A 17,943-nucleotide genomic window follows, 5' to 3' on the forward strand; every position below is an offset into this window, starting at 1 on the left:
TTCCCAAAAAGACGTTCGCGTCCAACCAAAGGATAGATTGTGACCACAATAGTATCTGTCAGACGAGACAATCAGGTAGTGATCGCTGGCGACGGCCAGGTATCGCTGGGTAACACGGTTATGAAGGGCAATGCCCGCAAGGTGCGTCGCCTCTACCATAATAAAGTGCTGGCCGGTTTCGCCGGTGGTACCGCCGACGCCTTTACCCTGTTTGAGCGCTTCGAATCCAAGCTGGAAAAGCATCAGGGGCAATTAATGCGGGCAGCGGTCGAACTGGCCAAAGAATGGCGTACCGACCGGGCCTTACGACGTTTGGAGGCTTTACTCGCGGTGGCGGATGAGACCGCCTCATTGATCATCACCGGTAATGGCGATGTGGTTCAGCCGGAAGATGACCTGATCGCCATTGGTTCCGGCGGGCCTTATGCTCAGGCGGCAGCTAGTGCCTTGTTGCGTAACACCGAGTTAGGTGCCCGGGATATTGCCGAAAAGAGCCTGACCATTGCCGGTGAAATCTGCGTTTTCACCAATGACAAGCAAACGGTCGAGCAGCTGGACTACTAAACGAATTCTGCCTGCGGGCAAGCATTAATGAAAAAGGTTATTCCATGTCAGAAATGACTCCTAAAGAAATCGTCCATGAACTGGACCGCCATATCATCGGCCAGTCCACCGCCAAACGGGCAGTGGCCATTGCCTTGCGTAATCGCTGGCGTCGAATGCAGCTGGATGACGATCTGCGTCAGGAAGTGACGCCCAAAAACATCCTGATGATCGGCCCTACCGGCGTAGGTAAAACCGAGATCGCCCGCCGTTTAGCCAAGCTGGCCAATGCGCCCTTTATCAAGGTGGAAGCGACCAAGTTCACCGAAGTCGGCTATGTGGGTAAAGAAGTGGAAACCATCATCCGCGATCTGGCCGACATTGCTGTGACCATGACCAAAGAGCAGGAAATGAAGAAGGTCCGCTATCGGGCAGAGGAAGCGGCTGAAGAGCGCATCCTGGATGTCTTATTGCCCCCGGCGGAAAATACCTGGGGCGAGAAAGAAGAGCCCAGAGACAGCTCCACCCGTCAGACCTTCCGCAAGAAGCTGCGTGAAGGGCAGCTCGACGACAAAGAAATAGAGATCGATGTGGCGGCCCCACAGGTGGGTGTAGAGATCATGGCACCGCCGGGCATGGAAGAGATGACCAATCAGTTGCAGTCGATGTTCCAGAACCTGAATGGTCAGCAGGGTAAGAAGAAGAAAAAGCTTAAGATCAAGGACGCCTTTAAATTACTGGTGGAAGAGGAAGCCTCGCGCCTGGTCAATCACGAAGAGCTGAAAGAAAAAGCCTTAGAGTCGGTGGAGCAAAACGGCATCGTGTTTGTGGACGAGATCGACAAGATTTGTAAGGGTGACAATACTCACGGTGGTGATGTGTCCCGCGAAGGGGTGCAGCGCGACTTGTTGCCTCTTGTGGAAGGGAGTACTGTCAGCACCAAGCACGGCATGGTTAAGACAGACCATATTCTGTTTATCGCCTCAGGCGCCTTCCAGATGTCCAAGCCGTCGGACCTGATCCCCGAATTACAGGGCCGTCTGCCGATTAGGGTGGAACTGAGCGCGCTCACCGATAAGGACTTTGTGCGTATCCTTACCGAGCCGAGTGCGTCTTTGACCGAGCAATACCGCGAGTTAATGAAGACAGAAGGCGTCAACATCGACTATACCGAAGATGGTATCGAGCGTATTGCCCACGCGGCCTGGCAGGTCAATGAGAGTACCGAGAACATTGGTGCCCGCCGCCTGCATACGGTGATGGAAAAACTGATGGAAGATGTGTCTTTCGATGCCAGTGACCGCAGTGGTGAAACCATCACAATCGACGCAAACTACGTTAACAGCCACCTGGATTCGCTGGTGGAGGACGAAGATCTGAGCCGGTTCATACTCTGATTGAGTCGATGATTCAGTACGTTATAAGGCCTGCGATTGCAGGCCTTTTTTACATCTGTCTGAAGTCTTATCGGCGAAATTTAAGAATGATTTTTCTTGGTTAAATCTGGATTCGGTGCTATATGCCTAGCCGTATTGGTTTTTTAACGAGGTGGTTATGAGTCAGCAGCCCTCATCACTACAGCCGGTGGGTTGGCGCGAGTACGGTGCCCTGCCTGAGCTGGGTATTGAACGTATTAAAATGAAGGTAGACACTGGGGCCCGCACCTCTTGTCTGCACGCGTTCCGGCTTGAGTCTTTTGAACGGGATGGCGAAACCTGGCTGGATATTTACGTGCACCCAAAGCAAAACAGCGACGAAGAGCATCATTGCCAGGCGCGGGTACTGGAACAGCGCAGTGTGCGGGATTCAGGCGGTCATCAGGAAATGCGTTATGTGATCCAAACCCCATTAATACTGGGTGACAACCGTTACGAGGTAGAGTTGACCCTCACCAACCGTGACACCATGAAGTTTCGTATGCTGCTCGGACGGGAGGCTATGAAAGGACGGTTTTGGGTGGATCCGGGGGCGTCTTATTTACAGGGGGACTAGGGCCTGATTTGAATTCCCTTGCGGCCCCTGCCAGACTAACCATACGCTTGTCAGCAAGGGTAATGTCTCGGCCTGGGCTGATTTTCTATTTAACTTTTATAAGGCTTTACGGATGAGAATAGGTATTCTTTCTCGCAATGCGAACCTGTATTCAACGCGCCGGCTTTGTGAAGCCGCCACCGAACGTGGACATGAAGTGCAGGTGGTGGATGCGCTCAAATGCTATATGAACATCAATATGCAGACGCCCAGTATCCACGTAAGAGGCAAGGAGCTCATGCCCTTTGATGCCATTATTCCCCGTATTGGCGCTTCCATTACCTTCTATGGCACCGCCGTATTGCGTCAGTTTGAAATGATGGGCGTTTACCCGCTGAATGAGTCGGTGGCGGTGACCCGCAGCCGCGATAAACTGCGTTCGTTGCAGCTGTTATCCCGCAAAGGCATCGGCTTGCCGGTCACGGGGTTTGCAAATCAGGCCAGTAATATCCCTGATCTCATTGATATGGTGGGAGGACCGCCATTGGTCATCAAGATGCTGGAAGGCACTCAGGGCATCGGGGTGGTTCTGGCTGAAACCCGCAAAGCTGCTGAAAGTGTGATCGAAGCCTTTATGGGGCTGAAAGCCGAAATTATGGTGCAGGAATTTATTCGTGAAGCCGGTGGCGCAGACATTCGCTGCTTTGTGTTAGGTGGCAAGGTAGTGGCGGCCATGAAGCGTCAGGCCAAAGAAGGAGAGTTCCGCTCTAATTTGCACCGGGGCGGGAAGGCGTCTCTGGTGCGCTTAACACCGGAAGAGCGCAGCACAGCTGTGCGCGCTGCCAAGACCATGGGGTTGAATGTGGCTGGGGTGGATATCTTACGCTCAAACCACGGGCCGGTGGTGATGGAGGTTAACTCTTCTCCGGGACTGGAAGGCATAGAAGCGGCCACCAACAAGGATGTGGCCGGCAAAGTGATTGAGTTTTTGGAGAAAAACGCCAAAGCCCATAAAACTCGCACCAAGGGAAGCCGCGGTTAATGGCCAAACGTCGTCCGCCCTTTGAGATCGCCGAGCAGCAGGTACAGGCGGGCACTCAGACCTCAATTAAGTTGCCGGTAGCCCGACTTTATAACGATACCCCAATGGAACTTCATGTAGAGGTTCTGCACGGTAAGAAAGACGGGCCGTGTCTGTTGGTATGTGCCGCCATTCACGGTGATGAATTGAATGGCATCGACATTTGTCGGCGCCTTATCAAGAAAATTAATCCGGCCCGCATGGCGGGTACCTTAATGGTGGTGCCTATTGTCAATGTGTTTGGTTTTATTCATGAGAGTCGCTACCTGCCGGACAGACGCGATTTGAATCGCTGTTTCCCGGGCTCTGAGCGCGGTGCCTTAGGCAGTCGGTTGGCCCATCTGGTGTATACCGAGTTAATGCAGCGGGCTTCGCACATCATCGACCTGCACACTGGCGCTATCCATCGGAGCAACTTGCCACAAATTCGCGCGAATCTCAGTGAACCTGACGCTAAGGCCATGGCAGAGGCGTTTCACGCACCGGTGATTTTGGATGCCAAGCAGCGGGATGGCTCCTTGAGGGCGACAGCGTCCAAGCTTGGCGTACCCACCATACTGTATGAAGCGGGAGAGGCGCTGCGCTTTGACGATACGTCGATAAAGACCGGGTTAAACGGCATTCTTAATGTGATGAAGATGCTGGGAATGACACAGCGTCGTGGCAGTCGGAAAAAATACGAGCCGGTGATCGCCAACTCCAGCTACTGGGTGCGTAATGAATACGATGGCCTGATTATTTTCCGCATCAGACTGGGCGATATTGTCAGTAAAGGCCAGACTCTGGCCTATTCGGCAAGTCCCCACGGTGAGGGAGAGGAGACCATTCGCTCACCCAGTGATGGCATCGTGATTGGTGTCTCCAATATACCGGTGGCTAACGGCGGTGAGGCGTTAATTCATATTGCCCGCTATGATGCCGAAAAGATTGGTGATGCCGACGAAGTGCTGGATGCGTTTATGGAAGATTTCGAGCCCAGAGTGCTGTAGTACCAATCCGTATCAATTGGCACGTTCACCCCGCCAATTGATAACGACTCAGCTTGCGCCTTACCGGCTCGGGAAAACGGACCTGCTGCCACAGGCGCGCGCAGAGACTCTGGGTATCCTGCCAGTTTCGCTCCAAAAGCCAGTCGATAAGTAGCTGAGGGTCATCCGGGTAGTGAATTGGCTCGCCGGGCGGCAGCTTCAGCCAGGCTTCCAGCGCATCGACATCCAGGTCATGCATGCTGCGACATAAGTCCAGGCTCTCCAGCGTCAACACATTAGACAATTGCTCGAACTGACCATGCAGAGGCTTAATCAGCAGCTTCTTGCCCAGCTTTAAGCACTCGCTCGAAAGCTCAAAGCCGCCGTTCGCGATCACCCCGGTCGCCTGTTGTAAAGCGTGATGAAAGGCATTTTTGCTGGTGGGGTGCCAGCTAATGTTACCGTCTTGCTCCGGCTGGTCGATATCCGGATGAAAGCACAGAAAATTTACCTCGCTGATGGGTTCCAGCATCATAGTGATCTCATCGAGGGCCTCGAACGGCAGATACACTAATACATGGGACCCGGAAGCTCCGTGCACATATTCATCTTCGATAAAGGGCGGCATGATCGTCTGGCCGAAATGATACCAGTGCACGCCTAAATGAATATCGGCCGGGGCAAAGTAGTCCAGCAAAAGCCGGTTCATACGGTTAAAACCCCGTTTGGGCACCTCGTAGCGAAAGGCGTCCTGATGACTGATGGAGATACAGGTTACTCCCTGACGTTTTGCCGCCCAGGCGGTAACCGGCTCAAAATCATTCAACACGAGATCATAATCGCTTAAATCCAACTGCTTTACATCGCGCATAAATTGCAGCGGTTTTAACTGACTTGCGGTGGTCAGGTGGTCAATGGCCCCTTCTTTGTGATGGAACGTCATTCCGGTACGAAGCTGATAGTTACCGAAGATTTCCATATCGAAGAACTTATTCGCCTCACGACCAGAAAACAGAAAGTCAACCTGTACATCATCACGCGCTGCAAGGGCGCGAGCCATCACCCGGGCGCGGGTGATATGCCCATTGCCCGTGCCTTGTACGCCATAGAGTATTTTCATCATAAAGACTCAGATCGTTAGTTTGCTTATCAGGCTAGAACGTGAAGGCTGAGCGCAGAGATGGTTAACCCCAACCCTGCACCGGCCAGAATGTCGCCGGGATAGTGGACCCCAAGCAGGACCCGAGACAGGCCGATAACAGACGCCCAGGCGTATACCAGTAATGTAAAACCGGGGTAGAACTCGGCGACTAAAGACGCCATCAAAAAGGCCGCAGCGGTGTGGCCGGATGGCAAACTGAACTTGTCGGACGGAGATATATGCGCCTTTAAGTTAAGCAGTAGGTCGCAAGGGCGCAGGCGTTTGACGTACTTCTTGAGCACCAGGTACACCGGCAGCTCCATGGCATAGGCGAGCAGGGCGGTATATAGAAACAGGCTGCCTCGGTCAGGTTCGAAGGCCCACAGTACAATGCCCAAAAGCAGGTACAAGTGGCCGTCACCGGTTTTGGATACCCACCTCACTGGCGCACAGTTGCGACGCTTGGTGATATTAAAAAACCAGTAGAATAGTTGGGTATCGGCCCGGGCAAATAGATTCATGTTGATACATGGCTCTGCTTATTTGTTGCTCATCCTATGTGTGAAATATGAACAGAAATTGACAGAACCGCGAAAACTTTATGACAACGTTCATCCTGGCTGATAAAGCCGGTGGTTTACGCTATCTTCTCTATCAACGTATACTGATAGCTGACGCCCTTAAACGACGGGAACCAACGATGGAATACAATACCTCAGAGTTATGCGACCTTTTTGCCGATAGTGTGGATGTGGTCGAACCCATGTTCGTGAATTATGGAGGGCGAGTGTCCTATGGCGGGGAGGTGACTACCATCAAGTGCTTTGAAGACAAAGGCTTGATTGAAAAGGTGGTTTCACAGCCCGGCGCCGGCAAGGTGCTGCTGATCGATGGCGGCGGTTCTACCCGCCGGGCATTGCTCGATGCCGAAACCGCGCAACTGGCACTGGACAATGATTGGGAAGGCATTGTCTGCTATGGCAGTGTGCGGGAAGTGGATTTGCTGGAAGAGCTGGATATTGGCATTCATGCCCTGGCCTCGATCCCGGTAAGCGCCGATGCCGAAGGCGTCGGCGATGTGGACCTGGCGGTGAATTTTGGCGGCGTGACCTTCCTGCCGGAAGATCATTTGTATGCCGACAGCACCGGTATAATACTGTCTCCGGAGCCATTGGATATTGATTGAACCATGACAGACTTTCTACTCCCTACCTCGCAAAGTGATCTTGATGGGCTGGTAGCCCAGCGTCCCGGGGAAGTTAAGCTCGGTCAGAGGTTGCACCTAAGCGGCTCGAGCCCTGACTACCGGGAGGCCGCGCGTGCTGGTGTGAAATATGTGTTGTTGGGTGTGCCAGAGCAAACCGGGCCTAAGGCTAATTTGGGCAAGGGCGGCGCACATCTGGGCTGGGATGCCTTCTTACAGGCCTTTGTGAACCTGCAGTCCAACCTGCTGTTCACAGGTGAACAGGTGATGGTTGCCGGACAAATGGACTGTCAGAGCAGTAAGGCCCTGACGGATCTGGAGAGCCTCCGTCACCACTGTGCCGAACTGGATGAGCGCCTGGTGGTCACGCTGACTCCTATCTTCCAGGCCGGTTTAATTCCCATCATCATCGGCGGAGGGCATAACAATGCCTACGGGGCCATCAAGGCCTGTAGTCAGGTGTTAAATACTTCGCTGGCGGTGTCTAATTTTGACCCCCATGCCGACTTTAGAGCTATGGAGGGGCGTCACAGCGGTAATCCCTTCCGCTACGCTCATCACGAGGGCTTTCTGAGCCACTACGCCGTTTTGGGGCTGCACGAGCAGAAAAACAGTCAGGAAGCGCTGGACGCTCTCAAAGAACAGGGTTTTCCCTGGTACAGCGTGCAGCAAATTAGCTGGCGGCGTGAGCTGACTCTGGCTCGGGCCATTGGCCATGTGGGCCATTATTTGTTGTCCAGTGGTATGCCGGTGGGAATAGAACTGGATATGGATGCCATCAGTGAAATGCCCACCAGTGCTATTACCCGGGCGGGCATGAGTCTGGACGATGCCCTCTACTATGTGGACCAGATCGGACGCCAGCCCGCGGTGAAATACCTGCACCTGGCCGAAGCTGCTCCCGAGCGTCATCCCGCTGGTGAAAAAGCCGGTATGCGCGTCACCGGCCAGGCCCTGGCCGAACTGGTCAGCGGCTTTATTAAAGCTCATGATGATGATTAGAAGCAGTGATATTCTCCCTCTTTAGGTAAGATTTTTACCTCACATATGAAAGCAGTATTTTCAGAAACCTTCTGTGATACATTTTTTCTATTTCAGTTACAGGAGCTGTGCTTTTGTCCTCAATAACCTATACCGATTTGTTTGAGATGCTCGCACATATTGGCGAGTTTATTACTGCCTTTGCGTTAATTGTTGCTGGGGTATGGGCCTTGGTTAATTACCGAGTAAACAAACAAGTAGAGGCGGCTCGTTGGTTACACGAGTTGAGCCAAGAGTTTCAGTTTTCGGACAAACTGAGTAATGGCAAGTTTTTACTGGACTTTAGGTTTCGGGAAGTGGTTGAGCCGCTACTTTCGACATTGATTATCTATTGCAATAAAGGTTTGAAAGAGAGTGACCTTAAGTTATCGGTTGAATTGGACAGAGTATTAAATCAATTCGAGCACCTTCTTTTTCTGGAGTCGAATGGCCGTATAACACGCGCTCATTTGAATGCTTACTTCGGCTATTGGTTTGGTCTGTTCAAGAAACCGGAATACGGGACTTTGCGTAGATATTGTCATAACTTCGGGTATGAACTGATCGCACAATATTGTTTTCCCGAGGGGGCCAGAGCTCAGAGAGAAGAATACATATTGGTTTATGGTTCTTTGAGACGGGGGACGCCAAAATATTTTGAATTAGGCTTGGATAAACAGTGTGAATATCTTGGGGAGCGTTGTCTAAGAGGTAAGCTGTATGATCTGGGTGATTATCCAGGATTAATTTTAGAACCGGATGAGATGGATGGTGAAAATGCTGGAGTGTCAGCAGATTTATTCCGAATTAATGAGCAGGGTAAGCAAGGCAGAATATTCGAGAAGATTGATATATACGAGGAGTGTAACACCGAGGATAGCTCGGAGTGGGAATACCGCCGTACTACGATACCTGTAAAAGTTAAGGATAGAGGCAAATACTACCTGGTTGATGCCTGGGTTTATGTGTATCAGCAGGAGGTCGCTGATAAAACGCGTATAGATAAATGGCCAGTTGATTAGCATGCCCGATAGCGCAAAAGATCTGTACAAAAAAGCCCGCAAATGCGGGCTTTTTTATTTAGATTTGTTAATCCTGAGGATTAACCGCGGCTGGCGCGTTTACGCTCACTTTCGGTGAGCTGCTTCTTACGCAGGCGCACATAGTTGGGGGTTACCTCAACCAGTTCGTCGTCATTGATAAACTCAAGAGCACGCTCCAGCGTCAGCTTGATTGGTGGTGACAAAGTCGTGGCTTCGTCGGTGCCCGAGGCGCGTACGTTGGTCAGCTGCTTGCCTTTCAGACAGTTAACGGTCAGGTCATTGGAGCGGTTGTGAATACCGATGATCTGACCTTCGTAGACTTCCTCACCGTGAGAGGCAAACAGACGGCCACGATCCTGCAGGTTATACAGCGCGTAAGACAGTGCCTTACCCTTACCGTTGGAAATCATCACCCCGTTGTTACGCTGGCCGATGGTACCGCCCGCATGAGGGCCGTATTCTTCAAAGGTGTGGTAAACCAAACCGGTGCCGGAGGTCAGGCTCATAAACTCGGTCTGGAAACCGATAAGGCCGCGGCTGGGTACGATAAAGTCGATGCGCACCCGGCCTTTGCCGTCGGGGTTCATATCACGCATCTCGGCCTTACGCAGACCCAGGTTTTCCATGATCGAACCTTGATGTTCCTCTTCGATATCCACTGTCAGGGACTCGTAGGGCTCCATCTTCTGACCGTCTTCTTCTTTGACGATAACCTCTGGGCGGGACACCGCCAGCTCATAGCCTTCACGGCGCATGTTCTCGATAAGAACACCCAGGTGAAGTTCTCCACGACCGGAAACGCGGAATTTATCCGGGTTTTCGGTTTCTTCTACGCGAAGGGCCACGTTGTGTTTCAGTTCCATCTCTAAACGTTCAAGGATCTGACGCGAGGTGACAAACTTACCGTCCTGGCCGGCAAAGGGTGAGGTGTTGACCTGGAAGGTCATGGTCACTGTTGGCTCATCCACGGTCAGTGGCGGCAGGCGATCCACCTGGTCTAAGTCACACACGGTATCTGAGATTTTTAGCTCACCCAGGCCGCTGATGGCAACAATATCCCCAGCTGAGGCCATTTCAGTTTCCATACGCTCAAGGCCCAGATACCCAAATACCTTACCGATTTTACCTTTACGCTCGGTGCCGTCGGCACTGGCGATGGTCACTTGCTGGTTGACCTTAACCTGACCCTGCTTGATACGGCCAATACCGATAACGCCCAGGTAGCTGGAATAATCCAACTGAGAGATCTGCATTTGCAGCGGACCTTCAGGGTTAGCATTGGGCGCGGAAACCTGCTCTACAATAGCCTCAAACAGTGGCGTCATATCACCGCCCTGTTCGCCATCGTCCATGCTGGCCCAGCCTTGCAGGGCCGACGCGTAAACCACTGGGAAATCCAGCTGTTCATCGGTTGCGCCCAGGTTGTCGAACAGGTCGAAGACCTGATCCATTACCCAGTCGGGACGTGCACCGGGGCGGTCAATCTTGTTGATAACCACAATAGGGTTCAGACCGTGCGCAAAGGCTTTCTGGGTTACAAAACGGGTTTGCGGCATGGGGCCATCGACCGCGTCTACCAGTAGCAATACCGAGTCGGCCATGGACATCACCCGCTCAACCTCACCACCAAAGTCGGCGTGTCCTGGAGTGTCCAGAATGTTAATGCGGTAATCTTGCCAGTTAATGGCAGTGTTTTTGGCCAGAATGGTAATACCACGCTCTTTTTCCAGATCGTTGGAGTCCATTACGCGCTCGTCGTGCTCGGAGCGTTCATCAAAGGTGCCGGACTGCTCTAGCAGCTTATCTACCAGGGTCGTCTTGCCGTGGTCAACGTGCGCGATAATGGCGATATTACGTAACTTGTTAATATCAGTGATTTTATTTGCAGATGTCATCAATAGGTGTCTCAGATTGCGGGACCAGACAGAGCGCCACCCGTTGGCGTTGCTGGCTTCATTGTGAAATTGGCCGCGATTATACAGCTTTTCTGATGAAAGAATAGGCGCTATTGAGGAGTGCACCATACCGAGTATCGAGAGTTTTGATTGCACCCTTTTGGATTTCAGCTAGTTTTAATGACGAGCAATGTTTCTTTCGCACAATAGTGGTGCAATAGTGACTTGTTATGGTGCATTTGTCGTTCGAGACGGTTCGGCAGTGAAACCGGAAAGTGGGTGAAAATGGGGCACCGGAGCGAGTTTTAGCGATCTGGCATGATTATCGCTTTGTTCCGTGCAGGTATTTTACGCCCATAGTCAGATTTAACCGGAGGACCCTGATGTCTATTGAGAAGGCTTTAGAGCTAATAAAAGAAAGCGAAGCAAAATTTGTCGATATGCGTTTTACCGATACCAAGGGTAAAGAGCAGCACGTTTCCATCCCTGCAAATCTGGTGGATGAAGAGTTTTTCGAAGAAGGTAAGATGTTTGACGGCTCCTCCATTTCAGGTTGGAAGGGCATCAATGAGTCTGACATGGTGCTACTGCCAGATCCCAGCACCGTGGTATTGGACCCCTTCGCCGAGGAAGTTCAGGTCAACGTAACCTGTGACATCGTCGAACCGTCTACCATGCAAGGTTATGAGCGGGACCCTCGCTCTGTGGCGCGTCGTGCAGAAGAATACCTGAAGTCGACCGGCATCGGTGACAGTGTATTGATTGGGCCCGAGCCTGAGTTCTTTATGTTCGACGATGTGCGTTTTCACACCGACATGGCCGGATCTTTCTACGAGGTCGACTCCATGGAAGCCAAGTGGAACTCTGGAGCCGAATACGATGGCGGTAACCAGGGCCACCGTCCCGGTGTGAAAGGTGGCTACTTCCCAGTACCTCCCGTAGATTCTGCCCACGATATCCGTTCAGCCATGTGTATGGTGATGGAAGAGATGGGTCTGCATATAGAGGCGCACCACCACGAGGTAGCGACCGCAGGGCAAAACGAGATCGCCTGCCGCTTCAATACGTTGGTGAAAAAAGCCGACGAGATTCAGATCTACAAGTATGTGGTTCACAATGTGGCGCATGCCTATGGCAAGACAGCAACCTTTATGCCTAAGCCTGTGGTCGGTGATAACGGCTCAGGTATGCATGTGCATCAGTCTATTTCCAAAGATGGTCAGAACATATTTGCCGGTGATAAGTATGCCGGTCTGTCGGAAGAAGCATTGTACTATGTGGGTGGAATCATCAAGCACGCTCGCGCTATCAATGCTTTCTCTAACGCTTCAACTAACTCGTACAAGCGTTTGGTTCCAGGTTTCGAAGCGCCAGTTATGCTGGCTTACTCAGCTCGTAACCGTTCTGCCTCTATTCGTATTCCTCATGTGAGCAGCGCGAAAGCACGCCGCATTGAGATCCGATTCCCTGACCCGACGGCCAACCCTTACCTGGCTTTCACTGCCATGCTGATGGCGGGTCTGGATGGTATTCAGAACAAGATTCACCCCGGTGATGCCATGGATAAGGACTTGTATGACCTGCCAGCTGAAGAAGCCAAAGAAATTCCAACTGTGGCCAGCTCGCTGGAAATGGCACTGGACGCTCTGGATGCAGATCGTGACTTCCTGACCTCCGGTGGTGTTATGTCTGACGATATGATCGATGCCTACATTGCACTGAAGCGCGAAGAAGTAGAAAAGCTCAACATGACCACACACCCTGTTGAGTTCGATATGTACTACAGCGTATAACTCGCTATAGCTAGGTACACACAACACGCAGAAAAGCCCGCAGTCGCGGGCTTTTTTTTATTCTCTGGCTGACTACACTAGTCAGTGAGTACTTTTTTAGAGGCGGTTATGCGCTTACTGAGTTTATTCATTTTGTTGCTGAGTTTGTCGGTGTCCGCAGGCACAGTGTATAAGGTCGTCAAAGAAGACGGCACCGTGGTTTATACCGACAAACCGGTAGCGGGTGCCGAGAAGGTTGGCTTACCAAAGGCTAATACCGCCGAGCCATTGGCTACGCCAAACCCTCGCTCTTCCGCCGATGTCGAAAAGACGAAGCGGAAAAAACGGCTTAAACCCGAGTATCAACTGACCATTACTCAGCCCCAAAATGAGGCGAATATCCGTAATAACGCGGGGAATCTCACCGTTATGGGGCATATGCAGCCCAAAGCAGCGGACGGTGAATTTCACTTATTGCTCGACGGGCAGGTCATTCATCGCGGTTCCAGCCCCCAGTTTGCGTTGGAGAATGTGGATCGTGGCGAACATCGGGTAAAAATTCAGTATGTTGGTCGTTCAGGCAAGATCCTTGCATCCTCACCCGAAAGGGTCTTTTATCTGCATCGTTTCTCGATTCTGCACCAGAATCAACAAAGCAACTAGCAAGTAACGCACCCTGTAGAATTCATGCTAAATTAGGATGCACAAAAATGGTGCATTCGGTTTGGAGAGGGCCATGATCCGTCAGGACAATTTGCTGAATCAGCTATCCACCACATTACTGGTGCTGGATGCACGTCTGACCGTGGTGTACGCCAACCCGGCGTCAGAAGGTTTTTTTGAGCAGAGCCGAAATCAACTGCGGGGACAGCCTCTGGAGCGATTGGTCTTACAATCGAGCCTGGAAACTCAGCGTCTGGAGGATGCCTTAGAACAACGCAGTAGCTTTTCCGATACTGAGGTCAAGATGACCCTGTTCGATGGTCGTCACTGTCTGGCTGAGATTACTGTCAGTAGCTTTAACGAACAGGAGCAGGAACTGCTGCTGTTGGAAATCAAACCCATCGACAGTCTGCGTCGGATTAGTAAGGAAAACCAGCAGTGGGCCCAGCAACAAGCCGCCAGAGAGCTGGTTCGTGGTATCGCTCATGAAATTAAGAACCCCTTAGGGGGTATAAGAGGTGCAGCGCAACTGTTACAGATGCAGTTGCAAGACCCGGAGTTAGGCGAATATACCGGCCTTATCGTAGAGCAATCAGACCGTTTGCGTAACCTGGTTGACCGTTTGTTGGGACCGAATCAGCCCCCCCAGTTCGATTGGCATAACTTGCATCAGGTATTAGAGAAGATCCGGACGCTGATCAGTGTGGATGACTTTGCCGACATTAAGCTGGTGCGCGACTATGACCCCAGTATTCCCGATATCTGGATGGATCAGGACAAAATCCAGCAGGCGGTGCTGAATATCGCCCGCAATAGTGCTCAGGCGCTGGAGGGACAAGGTCAGATTCGTTTTGTAACTCGTATTGAGCGAAATGTGGTGATCCACGGTCGCAATACCCCGCTATGCGCCCGTATTCAGATTATCGACAATGGCCCGGGCATCCCCGATGAACTAAAAGACACCCTGTTTTACCCTATGGTCAGTGGCAAGCAAGACGGTACCGGCCTTGGACTGTCCATCGCACAACATTTGATTGACCATCATAGAGGCAAGATCGAGGTGGAGTCTTGGCCGGGAGAAACCCAATTCACTATCTACCTGCCAATTGATAAGAGGGAGCCAAGTTAATGAGTGTTGCACCCGTTTGGATCGTTGACGACGACAGCTCCATCCGCTGGGTTTTACAGAAAGCTCTGCAAACCGCACAGATTCAGTGCGAAAGTTTTGAGAATCCGCAAGATTTGTTACTGCAGCTGCAAACCGAGCAGCAGCCGGAGGTGATTGTCTCCGACATTCGGATGCCGCAGATGGGAGGTATGGAATTGCTGCAAGAAGTGCATCAGCTGTATCCGAACCTACCCGTGATCATTATGACCGCTCACTCCGACCTCGACAGTGCGGTCAATGCCTATAAGAGCGGGGCGTTCGAGTATCTGCCAAAGCCCTTTGATATCGACGAGGCGGTTACTTTAGTGAAAAGAGGCTTGTCTCACGCCCGAGAACAGGCGTCTAAGAACGCGCCGCAGAAACCGCAACTGCAAACTGAGATCATCGGTGAAGCGCCCGCCATGCAGGAGGTGTTTCGCGCCATCGGCCGTTTGTCGCGTTCAAGTATAAGCGTTCTTATTAATGGTGAGTCGGGCACAGGTAAGGAACTGGTGGCTCACGCGCTACACAAACACAGTCCTCGCTCCGACAACCCCTTTATTGCTCTAAATATGGCGGCCATCCCCACAGATCTCATTGAATCGGAATTGTTCGGTCATGAGAAAGGCGCTTTCACCGGCGCGCAGGCCGCCCGAAAAGGACGCTTTGAGCAAGCCAATGGCGGGACACTGTTTTTGGATGAAATAGGTGATATGCCATTGGACGTGCAAACCCGGCTATTGCGGGTGCTGGCCGATGGTCAGTTCTATCGGGTGGGGGGACATCAGGCGGTGTCAGTGGATGTGCGGATTATTGCTGCCACTCACCAAAATTTGGAGCAGCGGGTGGCGGAGGGCCGCTTCCGTGAAGATTTGTTCCATCGCCTGAATGTAATTCGGGTCCATATTCCAAAACTCAGTGATCGTCGTGAAGATATCCCGCTCTTGGCGGAGCACTTTCTGTCCAGCGCCGCCAAAGAGCTGGATGTAGAAGCCAAGGTTCTGGGCAAGGAGGCGGCAAAGGTCATCAAAGATTTGCCCTGGCCGGGGAATGTCCGTCAGTTGGAGAACCTGTGCCGTTGGCTGACGGTGATGGCCAGCGGTCAGGAAATCATCCCTTCCGATCTGCCACCAGAGCTCTACGACCAAAAGCCGGTAGTCAGTGAGCAAGCTGTGGACGGCGACTGGCCGGAGCTACTGGCCCACTGGGCCGACAAGCAACTGGTGACCAATAAAGACGGCATCCTGGACGAAGCCAGCGTCATTTTTGAGAAGGTACTCCTGGAGCGAGCCTTACACCATACCCGTGGTCATAAACAGGAAGCCGCCAAGCGTCTGGGCTGGGGGCGTAACACCCTGACTCGTAAGCTAAAAGAGCTGGATCTATAGTGGATTTGCTTCCTTGCGGATATGACTCGCCGTCCGTGGCGAGCCAGCCGGTTTTGTCAGCTCACAAAACCGGCGAAAAAGACCTAGAGGCCCGTAGGCACCCTAGTCGTGCCGGTCAGACTTGGAAAAGTCGGTCGCTCACACTCACTCCCTGTTCGTCTTCGCTCGATTTTCTTCCCTGAAAATCGTCCCACTTTTCTCCGGCGCCTTCCCGCCACAGGGTGTTTTGACGGGCCAAAAAGTGTACCTTCACTCAGGAGTCGCCCATCAGCTAAAGAAAACTGTATATGTAACTTTTTTGCGGAAATTGGATATTGATTAACTCTAGGAAATTAATATATGAAGGATTTTACAACCAGCCTTGGGAAAAGAGCCTGTGAACTGTTGTTTACTCTAAGAGACGTTGAAGATCTGGACGATGAAAAGTTCCGCCCTGTATTCTCTGAAGGGGATAAAAAAGCTGATTTTCTAGCTATGGACCGCAGCCTAATCGTTGAGCATAAAGAGTTTAAGACGTCTAGGGATAAAAAACTCGGAGATTGGTTGAACCAACGTACTAAAAGAGATGTATGGTTAGCCAAAAGCTGGGCTGGCGAAGTCCATGTTGAAGAGCTTATACAAAAGCATCCTAACTCCACTCGCTTTCGGCAGGAAATTGAGAACTACTTGTATAGAAATATAGAGAACGACCTGATTAAGAAAGGGGCTTCACAATTAAAGTCAACTTCCGATGTTCTAGGGATACGCTCCCAGCGACTTCTCTTCATTACAGTGGCCACAGAAGGGGCGATAACTGCTGAAGGTATTGCAAATACCGCTAGAATGTATTTCAACAAGGGCCGGACCGATAGTCGTGTTATTGATGCTGTAGGGATCCTTGTGGGTAAGCCAGATTCGAACATAGCCTCATCCGAACTAACTTTTTTCGTGAACGAGCATGGACGAGACCCTGAAAACGCATTAAATATGGCACAGATGGTTTGTAGCCGTATTGCAAGTAAAACAGGCTCTCCAATGAAAAAGTAATAATAATATTAGGTAGGGCTCACGCCCCGCCACTGATTTACTTCCGGATTAGCCCCAAAGCTATAGCCCAGTTGCCATTGAGCCCAAACCAGGCGCTTGGGCTGGGATGTAATCCTCTCACCGGTAAGCTGAGCGAATGAATATAGAGCTCAATGGGCTATTAGTCTGTGTAGTCTGTGAGTTTCGGCGCGGTGGTGTTAACGAGCGGCTTTGAATACTGGGAGCTAACTAGCAAACCGCTTGGCTGTTCACTTGTATACAAGTGGCTTGTCTACAATACTTTGTCTATCTACGAATAGAGAAACACAGAACCTATGTTACTTCGTGTGGTATTGGCCTTTTTCTTGTCGGTTTGGGCGGGCGCTCTATTTAGTCAGCCTGTTAAGTTCTGTTATGAACTGCACGCTCAGCCTCCCTATATCAATGACGAAAGAGAGGTGCAGGTGGGTAAGCCAGGTATACTGGTGAAACGTATTAGTGCTGTCAGTGAAGAGCTCAATATAGAGCCACTTTTTGATCGTTTCTCATGGCTAAAATGTCAACAGCTGGTGAAGCAGGGTCTTGCCGATGCCTTGTTTGTGATGATCAACACGCCTGAGCGAGAGCAGCAATTTGCCTTTCCGAAAGAGTCTTATTTTATTCGTGCCAACTATCCGCTTTTTGTGAACCCCACTGGCACCAACTCGAAATTATTGGAGTTATCCCGGGCTCAGGTTATCCGGGAGTTGCAGGAAAATGGACGTTATGGCGTGGGCGCCCCGTTGGGGTATATTGTTCACGGACAGCTCGCTGACCTGGGGTTATTAAGTGGCTTTCAGTATTCTCCCTCCAAAGGTTTATCGATGGTGGCAAAAGGAAAGCTGGATGCTTATGTTTTGGAGCGACGCATTGGAATGACTTTGGTCCAGCAGCTGGGTATTCAGCAACAAGTTGTGCCCACCAAAGCCAGTCTGGTCGAGGCAAACTGGCACGTGGCTTTTAATAAAGATTTTTATCGACAACATCCCGCACTGGTAGAACGGTTCTGGGCGGAAATCAGTAACGAGCAGCAAACACCCTGAGAGGGGGCCATAAAGCGACT

17 protein-coding genes are annotated in these 17,943 nt (G+C 51.5%); 14 read left to right on the top strand and 3 right to left on the bottom strand.

Going from position 1 to position 17,943, the window contains the following annotated elements:
- Window positions 1-39: 39 nt before the first annotated feature.
- The 5 genes from hslV to HMF8227_RS00675 all read left to right on the top strand — a co-directional run bounded on the left by hslV (window position 40) and on the right by HMF8227_RS00675 (window position 4,584).
- Complete coding sequence (gene hslV / locus HMF8227_RS00655) at window positions 40-564, top strand: ATP-dependent protease subunit HslV (RefSeq protein ID WP_109338339.1); 525 nt, start codon at window positions 40-42, stop codon at window positions 562-564.
- 44 nt (window positions 565-608) lie between these two features.
- Window positions 609-1,940, top strand: a complete 1,332-nt coding sequence (gene hslU / locus HMF8227_RS00660; RefSeq protein ID WP_109338340.1) for an HslU--HslV peptidase ATPase subunit — start codon at window positions 609-611, stop codon at window positions 1,938-1,940.
- A 157-nt stretch (window positions 1,941-2,097) separates the two neighbouring features.
- Window positions 2,098-2,535, top strand: coding sequence for an ATP-dependent zinc protease family protein (locus HMF8227_RS00665; RefSeq protein ID WP_109338341.1), 438 nt, complete (start codon window positions 2,098-2,100; stop codon window positions 2,533-2,535).
- Between the two features lie 112 nt (window positions 2,536-2,647).
- Entirely contained in the window at window positions 2,648-3,556 is a 909-nt protein-coding gene (gene rimK, locus HMF8227_RS00670) for a 30S ribosomal protein S6--L-glutamate ligase (RefSeq protein ID WP_109338342.1), read from the top strand.
- Window positions 3,556-4,584: a succinylglutamate desuccinylase/aspartoacylase family protein gene (locus HMF8227_RS00675; protein ID WP_109338343.1), complete on the top strand. Its 1,029-nt coding sequence runs from the start codon at window positions 3,556-3,558 to the stop codon at window positions 4,582-4,584. The genes rimK and HMF8227_RS00675 overlap by 1 nt, the downstream gene beginning before the upstream one ends.
- Window positions 4,585-4,609: 25 nt before the next feature.
- On the opposite strand, the gene HMF8227_RS00680 is transcribed toward HMF8227_RS00675, so the two are convergent.
- Window positions 4,610-5,683 carry an MJ1255/VC2487 family glycosyltransferase gene (locus HMF8227_RS00680; RefSeq protein ID WP_109338344.1) on the bottom strand — a complete coding sequence of 358 codons (1,074 nt, stop codon included), beginning with the start codon at window positions 5,681-5,683 and terminating at the stop codon, window positions 4,610-4,612.
- A 29-nt stretch (window positions 5,684-5,712) separates the two neighbouring features.
- Window positions 5,713-6,225, bottom strand: coding sequence for a phosphatase PAP2 family protein (locus HMF8227_RS00685; RefSeq protein ID WP_109338345.1), 513 nt, complete (start codon window positions 6,223-6,225; stop codon window positions 5,713-5,715).
- 179 nt (window positions 6,226-6,404) lie between these two features.
- Here HMF8227_RS00685 and rraA point away from each other — a divergent pair, with 179 nt between their 5' ends.
- The 3 genes from rraA to HMF8227_RS00700 all read left to right on the top strand — a co-directional run bounded on the left by rraA (window position 6,405) and on the right by HMF8227_RS00700 (window position 8,950).
- Window positions 6,405-6,890, top strand: a complete 486-nt coding sequence (gene rraA, locus HMF8227_RS00690) for a ribonuclease E activity regulator RraA (RefSeq protein WP_109338346.1) — start codon at window positions 6,405-6,407, stop codon at window positions 6,888-6,890.
- A 3-nt stretch (window positions 6,891-6,893) separates the two neighbouring features.
- On the top strand, window positions 6,894-7,910 hold the full coding sequence (locus HMF8227_RS00695; RefSeq protein WP_109338347.1) for a formimidoylglutamase: 1,017 nt from the start codon (window positions 6,894-6,896) through the stop codon (window positions 7,908-7,910).
- Window positions 7,911-8,023: 113 nt separating this feature from the next.
- Entirely contained in the window at window positions 8,024-8,950 is a 927-nt protein-coding gene (locus HMF8227_RS00700) for a gamma-glutamylcyclotransferase family protein (protein WP_109338348.1), read from the top strand.
- Between the two features lie 80 nt (window positions 8,951-9,030).
- Here HMF8227_RS00700 and typA read toward each other — a convergent pair whose 3' ends face one another.
- Entirely contained in the window at window positions 9,031-10,866 is a 1,836-nt protein-coding gene (typA, locus tag HMF8227_RS00705; RefSeq protein WP_109338349.1) for a translational GTPase TypA, read from the bottom strand.
- 383 nt (window positions 10,867-11,249) lie between these two features.
- Between typA and glnA the strand changes: the two genes are divergently transcribed.
- The 6 genes from glnA to HMF8227_RS00735 all read left to right on the top strand — a co-directional run bounded on the left by glnA (window position 11,250) and on the right by HMF8227_RS00735 (window position 17,923).
- Complete coding sequence (gene glnA, locus HMF8227_RS00710) at window positions 11,250-12,659, top strand: glutamate--ammonia ligase (protein WP_109338350.1); 1,410 nt, start codon at window positions 11,250-11,252, stop codon at window positions 12,657-12,659.
- 108 nt (window positions 12,660-12,767) lie between these two features.
- Complete coding sequence (locus tag HMF8227_RS00715) at window positions 12,768-13,301, top strand: DUF4124 domain-containing protein (RefSeq protein ID WP_109338351.1); 534 nt, start codon at window positions 12,768-12,770, stop codon at window positions 13,299-13,301.
- 73 nt (window positions 13,302-13,374) lie between these two features.
- Entirely contained in the window at window positions 13,375-14,430 is a 1,056-nt protein-coding gene (glnL, locus tag HMF8227_RS00720; RefSeq protein WP_109338352.1) for a nitrogen regulation protein NR(II), read from the top strand.
- Window positions 14,430-15,836, top strand: a complete 1,407-nt coding sequence (gene glnG / locus HMF8227_RS00725; RefSeq protein WP_109338353.1) for a nitrogen regulation protein NR(I) — start codon at window positions 14,430-14,432, stop codon at window positions 15,834-15,836. The genes glnL and glnG overlap by 1 nt, the downstream gene beginning before the upstream one ends.
- A 339-nt stretch (window positions 15,837-16,175) precedes the next feature.
- Window positions 16,176-16,862 carry a hypothetical protein gene (locus HMF8227_RS00730; protein WP_109338354.1) on the top strand — a complete coding sequence of 229 codons (687 nt, stop codon included), beginning with the start codon at window positions 16,176-16,178 and terminating at the stop codon, window positions 16,860-16,862.
- A gap of 314 nt (window positions 16,863-17,176) precedes the next feature.
- Entirely contained in the window at window positions 17,177-17,923 is a 747-nt protein-coding gene (locus tag HMF8227_RS00735) for a type 2 periplasmic-binding domain-containing protein (protein ID WP_109338355.1), read from the top strand.
- The last annotated feature ends 20 nt before the right edge of the window (window positions 17,924-17,943 follow it).

The organism is Saliniradius amylolyticus (assembly GCF_003143555.1).
Taxonomy (GTDB): domain Bacteria; phylum Pseudomonadota; class Gammaproteobacteria; order Enterobacterales; family Alteromonadaceae; genus Saliniradius; species Saliniradius amylolyticus.

Excerpts from the sequence above, each read along its gene's own strand:
- hslU (WP_109338340.1), top strand. The coding sequence starts at position 609 with ATGTCAGAAATGACTCCTAAAGAAATCGTCCATGAACTGGACCGCCAT.
- HMF8227_RS00665 (WP_109338341.1), top strand. The coding sequence starts at position 2,098 with ATGAGTCAGCAGCCCTCATCACTACAGCCGGTGGGTTGGCGCGAGTAC.
- rimK (WP_109338342.1), top strand. The coding sequence starts at position 2,648 with ATGAGAATAGGTATTCTTTCTCGCAATGCGAACCTGTATTCAACGCGC.
- HMF8227_RS00675 (WP_109338343.1), top strand. The coding sequence starts at position 3,556 with ATGGCCAAACGTCGTCCGCCCTTTGAGATCGCCGAGCAGCAGGTACAG.
- HMF8227_RS00680 (WP_109338344.1), bottom strand. The coding sequence starts at position 5,683 with ATGAAAATACTCTATGGCGTACAAGGCACGGGCAATGGGCATATCACC.
- HMF8227_RS00685 (WP_109338345.1), bottom strand. The coding sequence starts at position 6,225 with ATGAATCTATTTGCCCGGGCCGATACCCAACTATTCTACTGGTTTTTT.
- rraA (WP_109338346.1), top strand. The coding sequence starts at position 6,405 with ATGGAATACAATACCTCAGAGTTATGCGACCTTTTTGCCGATAGTGTG.
- HMF8227_RS00695 (WP_109338347.1), top strand. The coding sequence starts at position 6,894 with ATGACAGACTTTCTACTCCCTACCTCGCAAAGTGATCTTGATGGGCTG.
- typA (WP_109338349.1), bottom strand. The coding sequence starts at position 10,866 with ATGACATCTGCAAATAAAATCACTGATATTAACAAGTTACGTAATATC.
- glnA (WP_109338350.1), top strand. The coding sequence starts at position 11,250 with ATGTCTATTGAGAAGGCTTTAGAGCTAATAAAAGAAAGCGAAGCAAAA.
- HMF8227_RS00715 (WP_109338351.1), top strand. The coding sequence starts at position 12,768 with ATGCGCTTACTGAGTTTATTCATTTTGTTGCTGAGTTTGTCGGTGTCC.
- glnL (WP_109338352.1), top strand. The coding sequence starts at position 13,375 with ATGATCCGTCAGGACAATTTGCTGAATCAGCTATCCACCACATTACTG.
- glnG (WP_109338353.1), top strand. The coding sequence starts at position 14,430 with ATGAGTGTTGCACCCGTTTGGATCGTTGACGACGACAGCTCCATCCGC.
- HMF8227_RS00730 (WP_109338354.1), top strand. The coding sequence starts at position 16,176 with ATGAAGGATTTTACAACCAGCCTTGGGAAAAGAGCCTGTGAACTGTTG.
- HMF8227_RS00735 (WP_109338355.1), top strand. The coding sequence starts at position 17,177 with ATGTTACTTCGTGTGGTATTGGCCTTTTTCTTGTCGGTTTGGGCGGGC.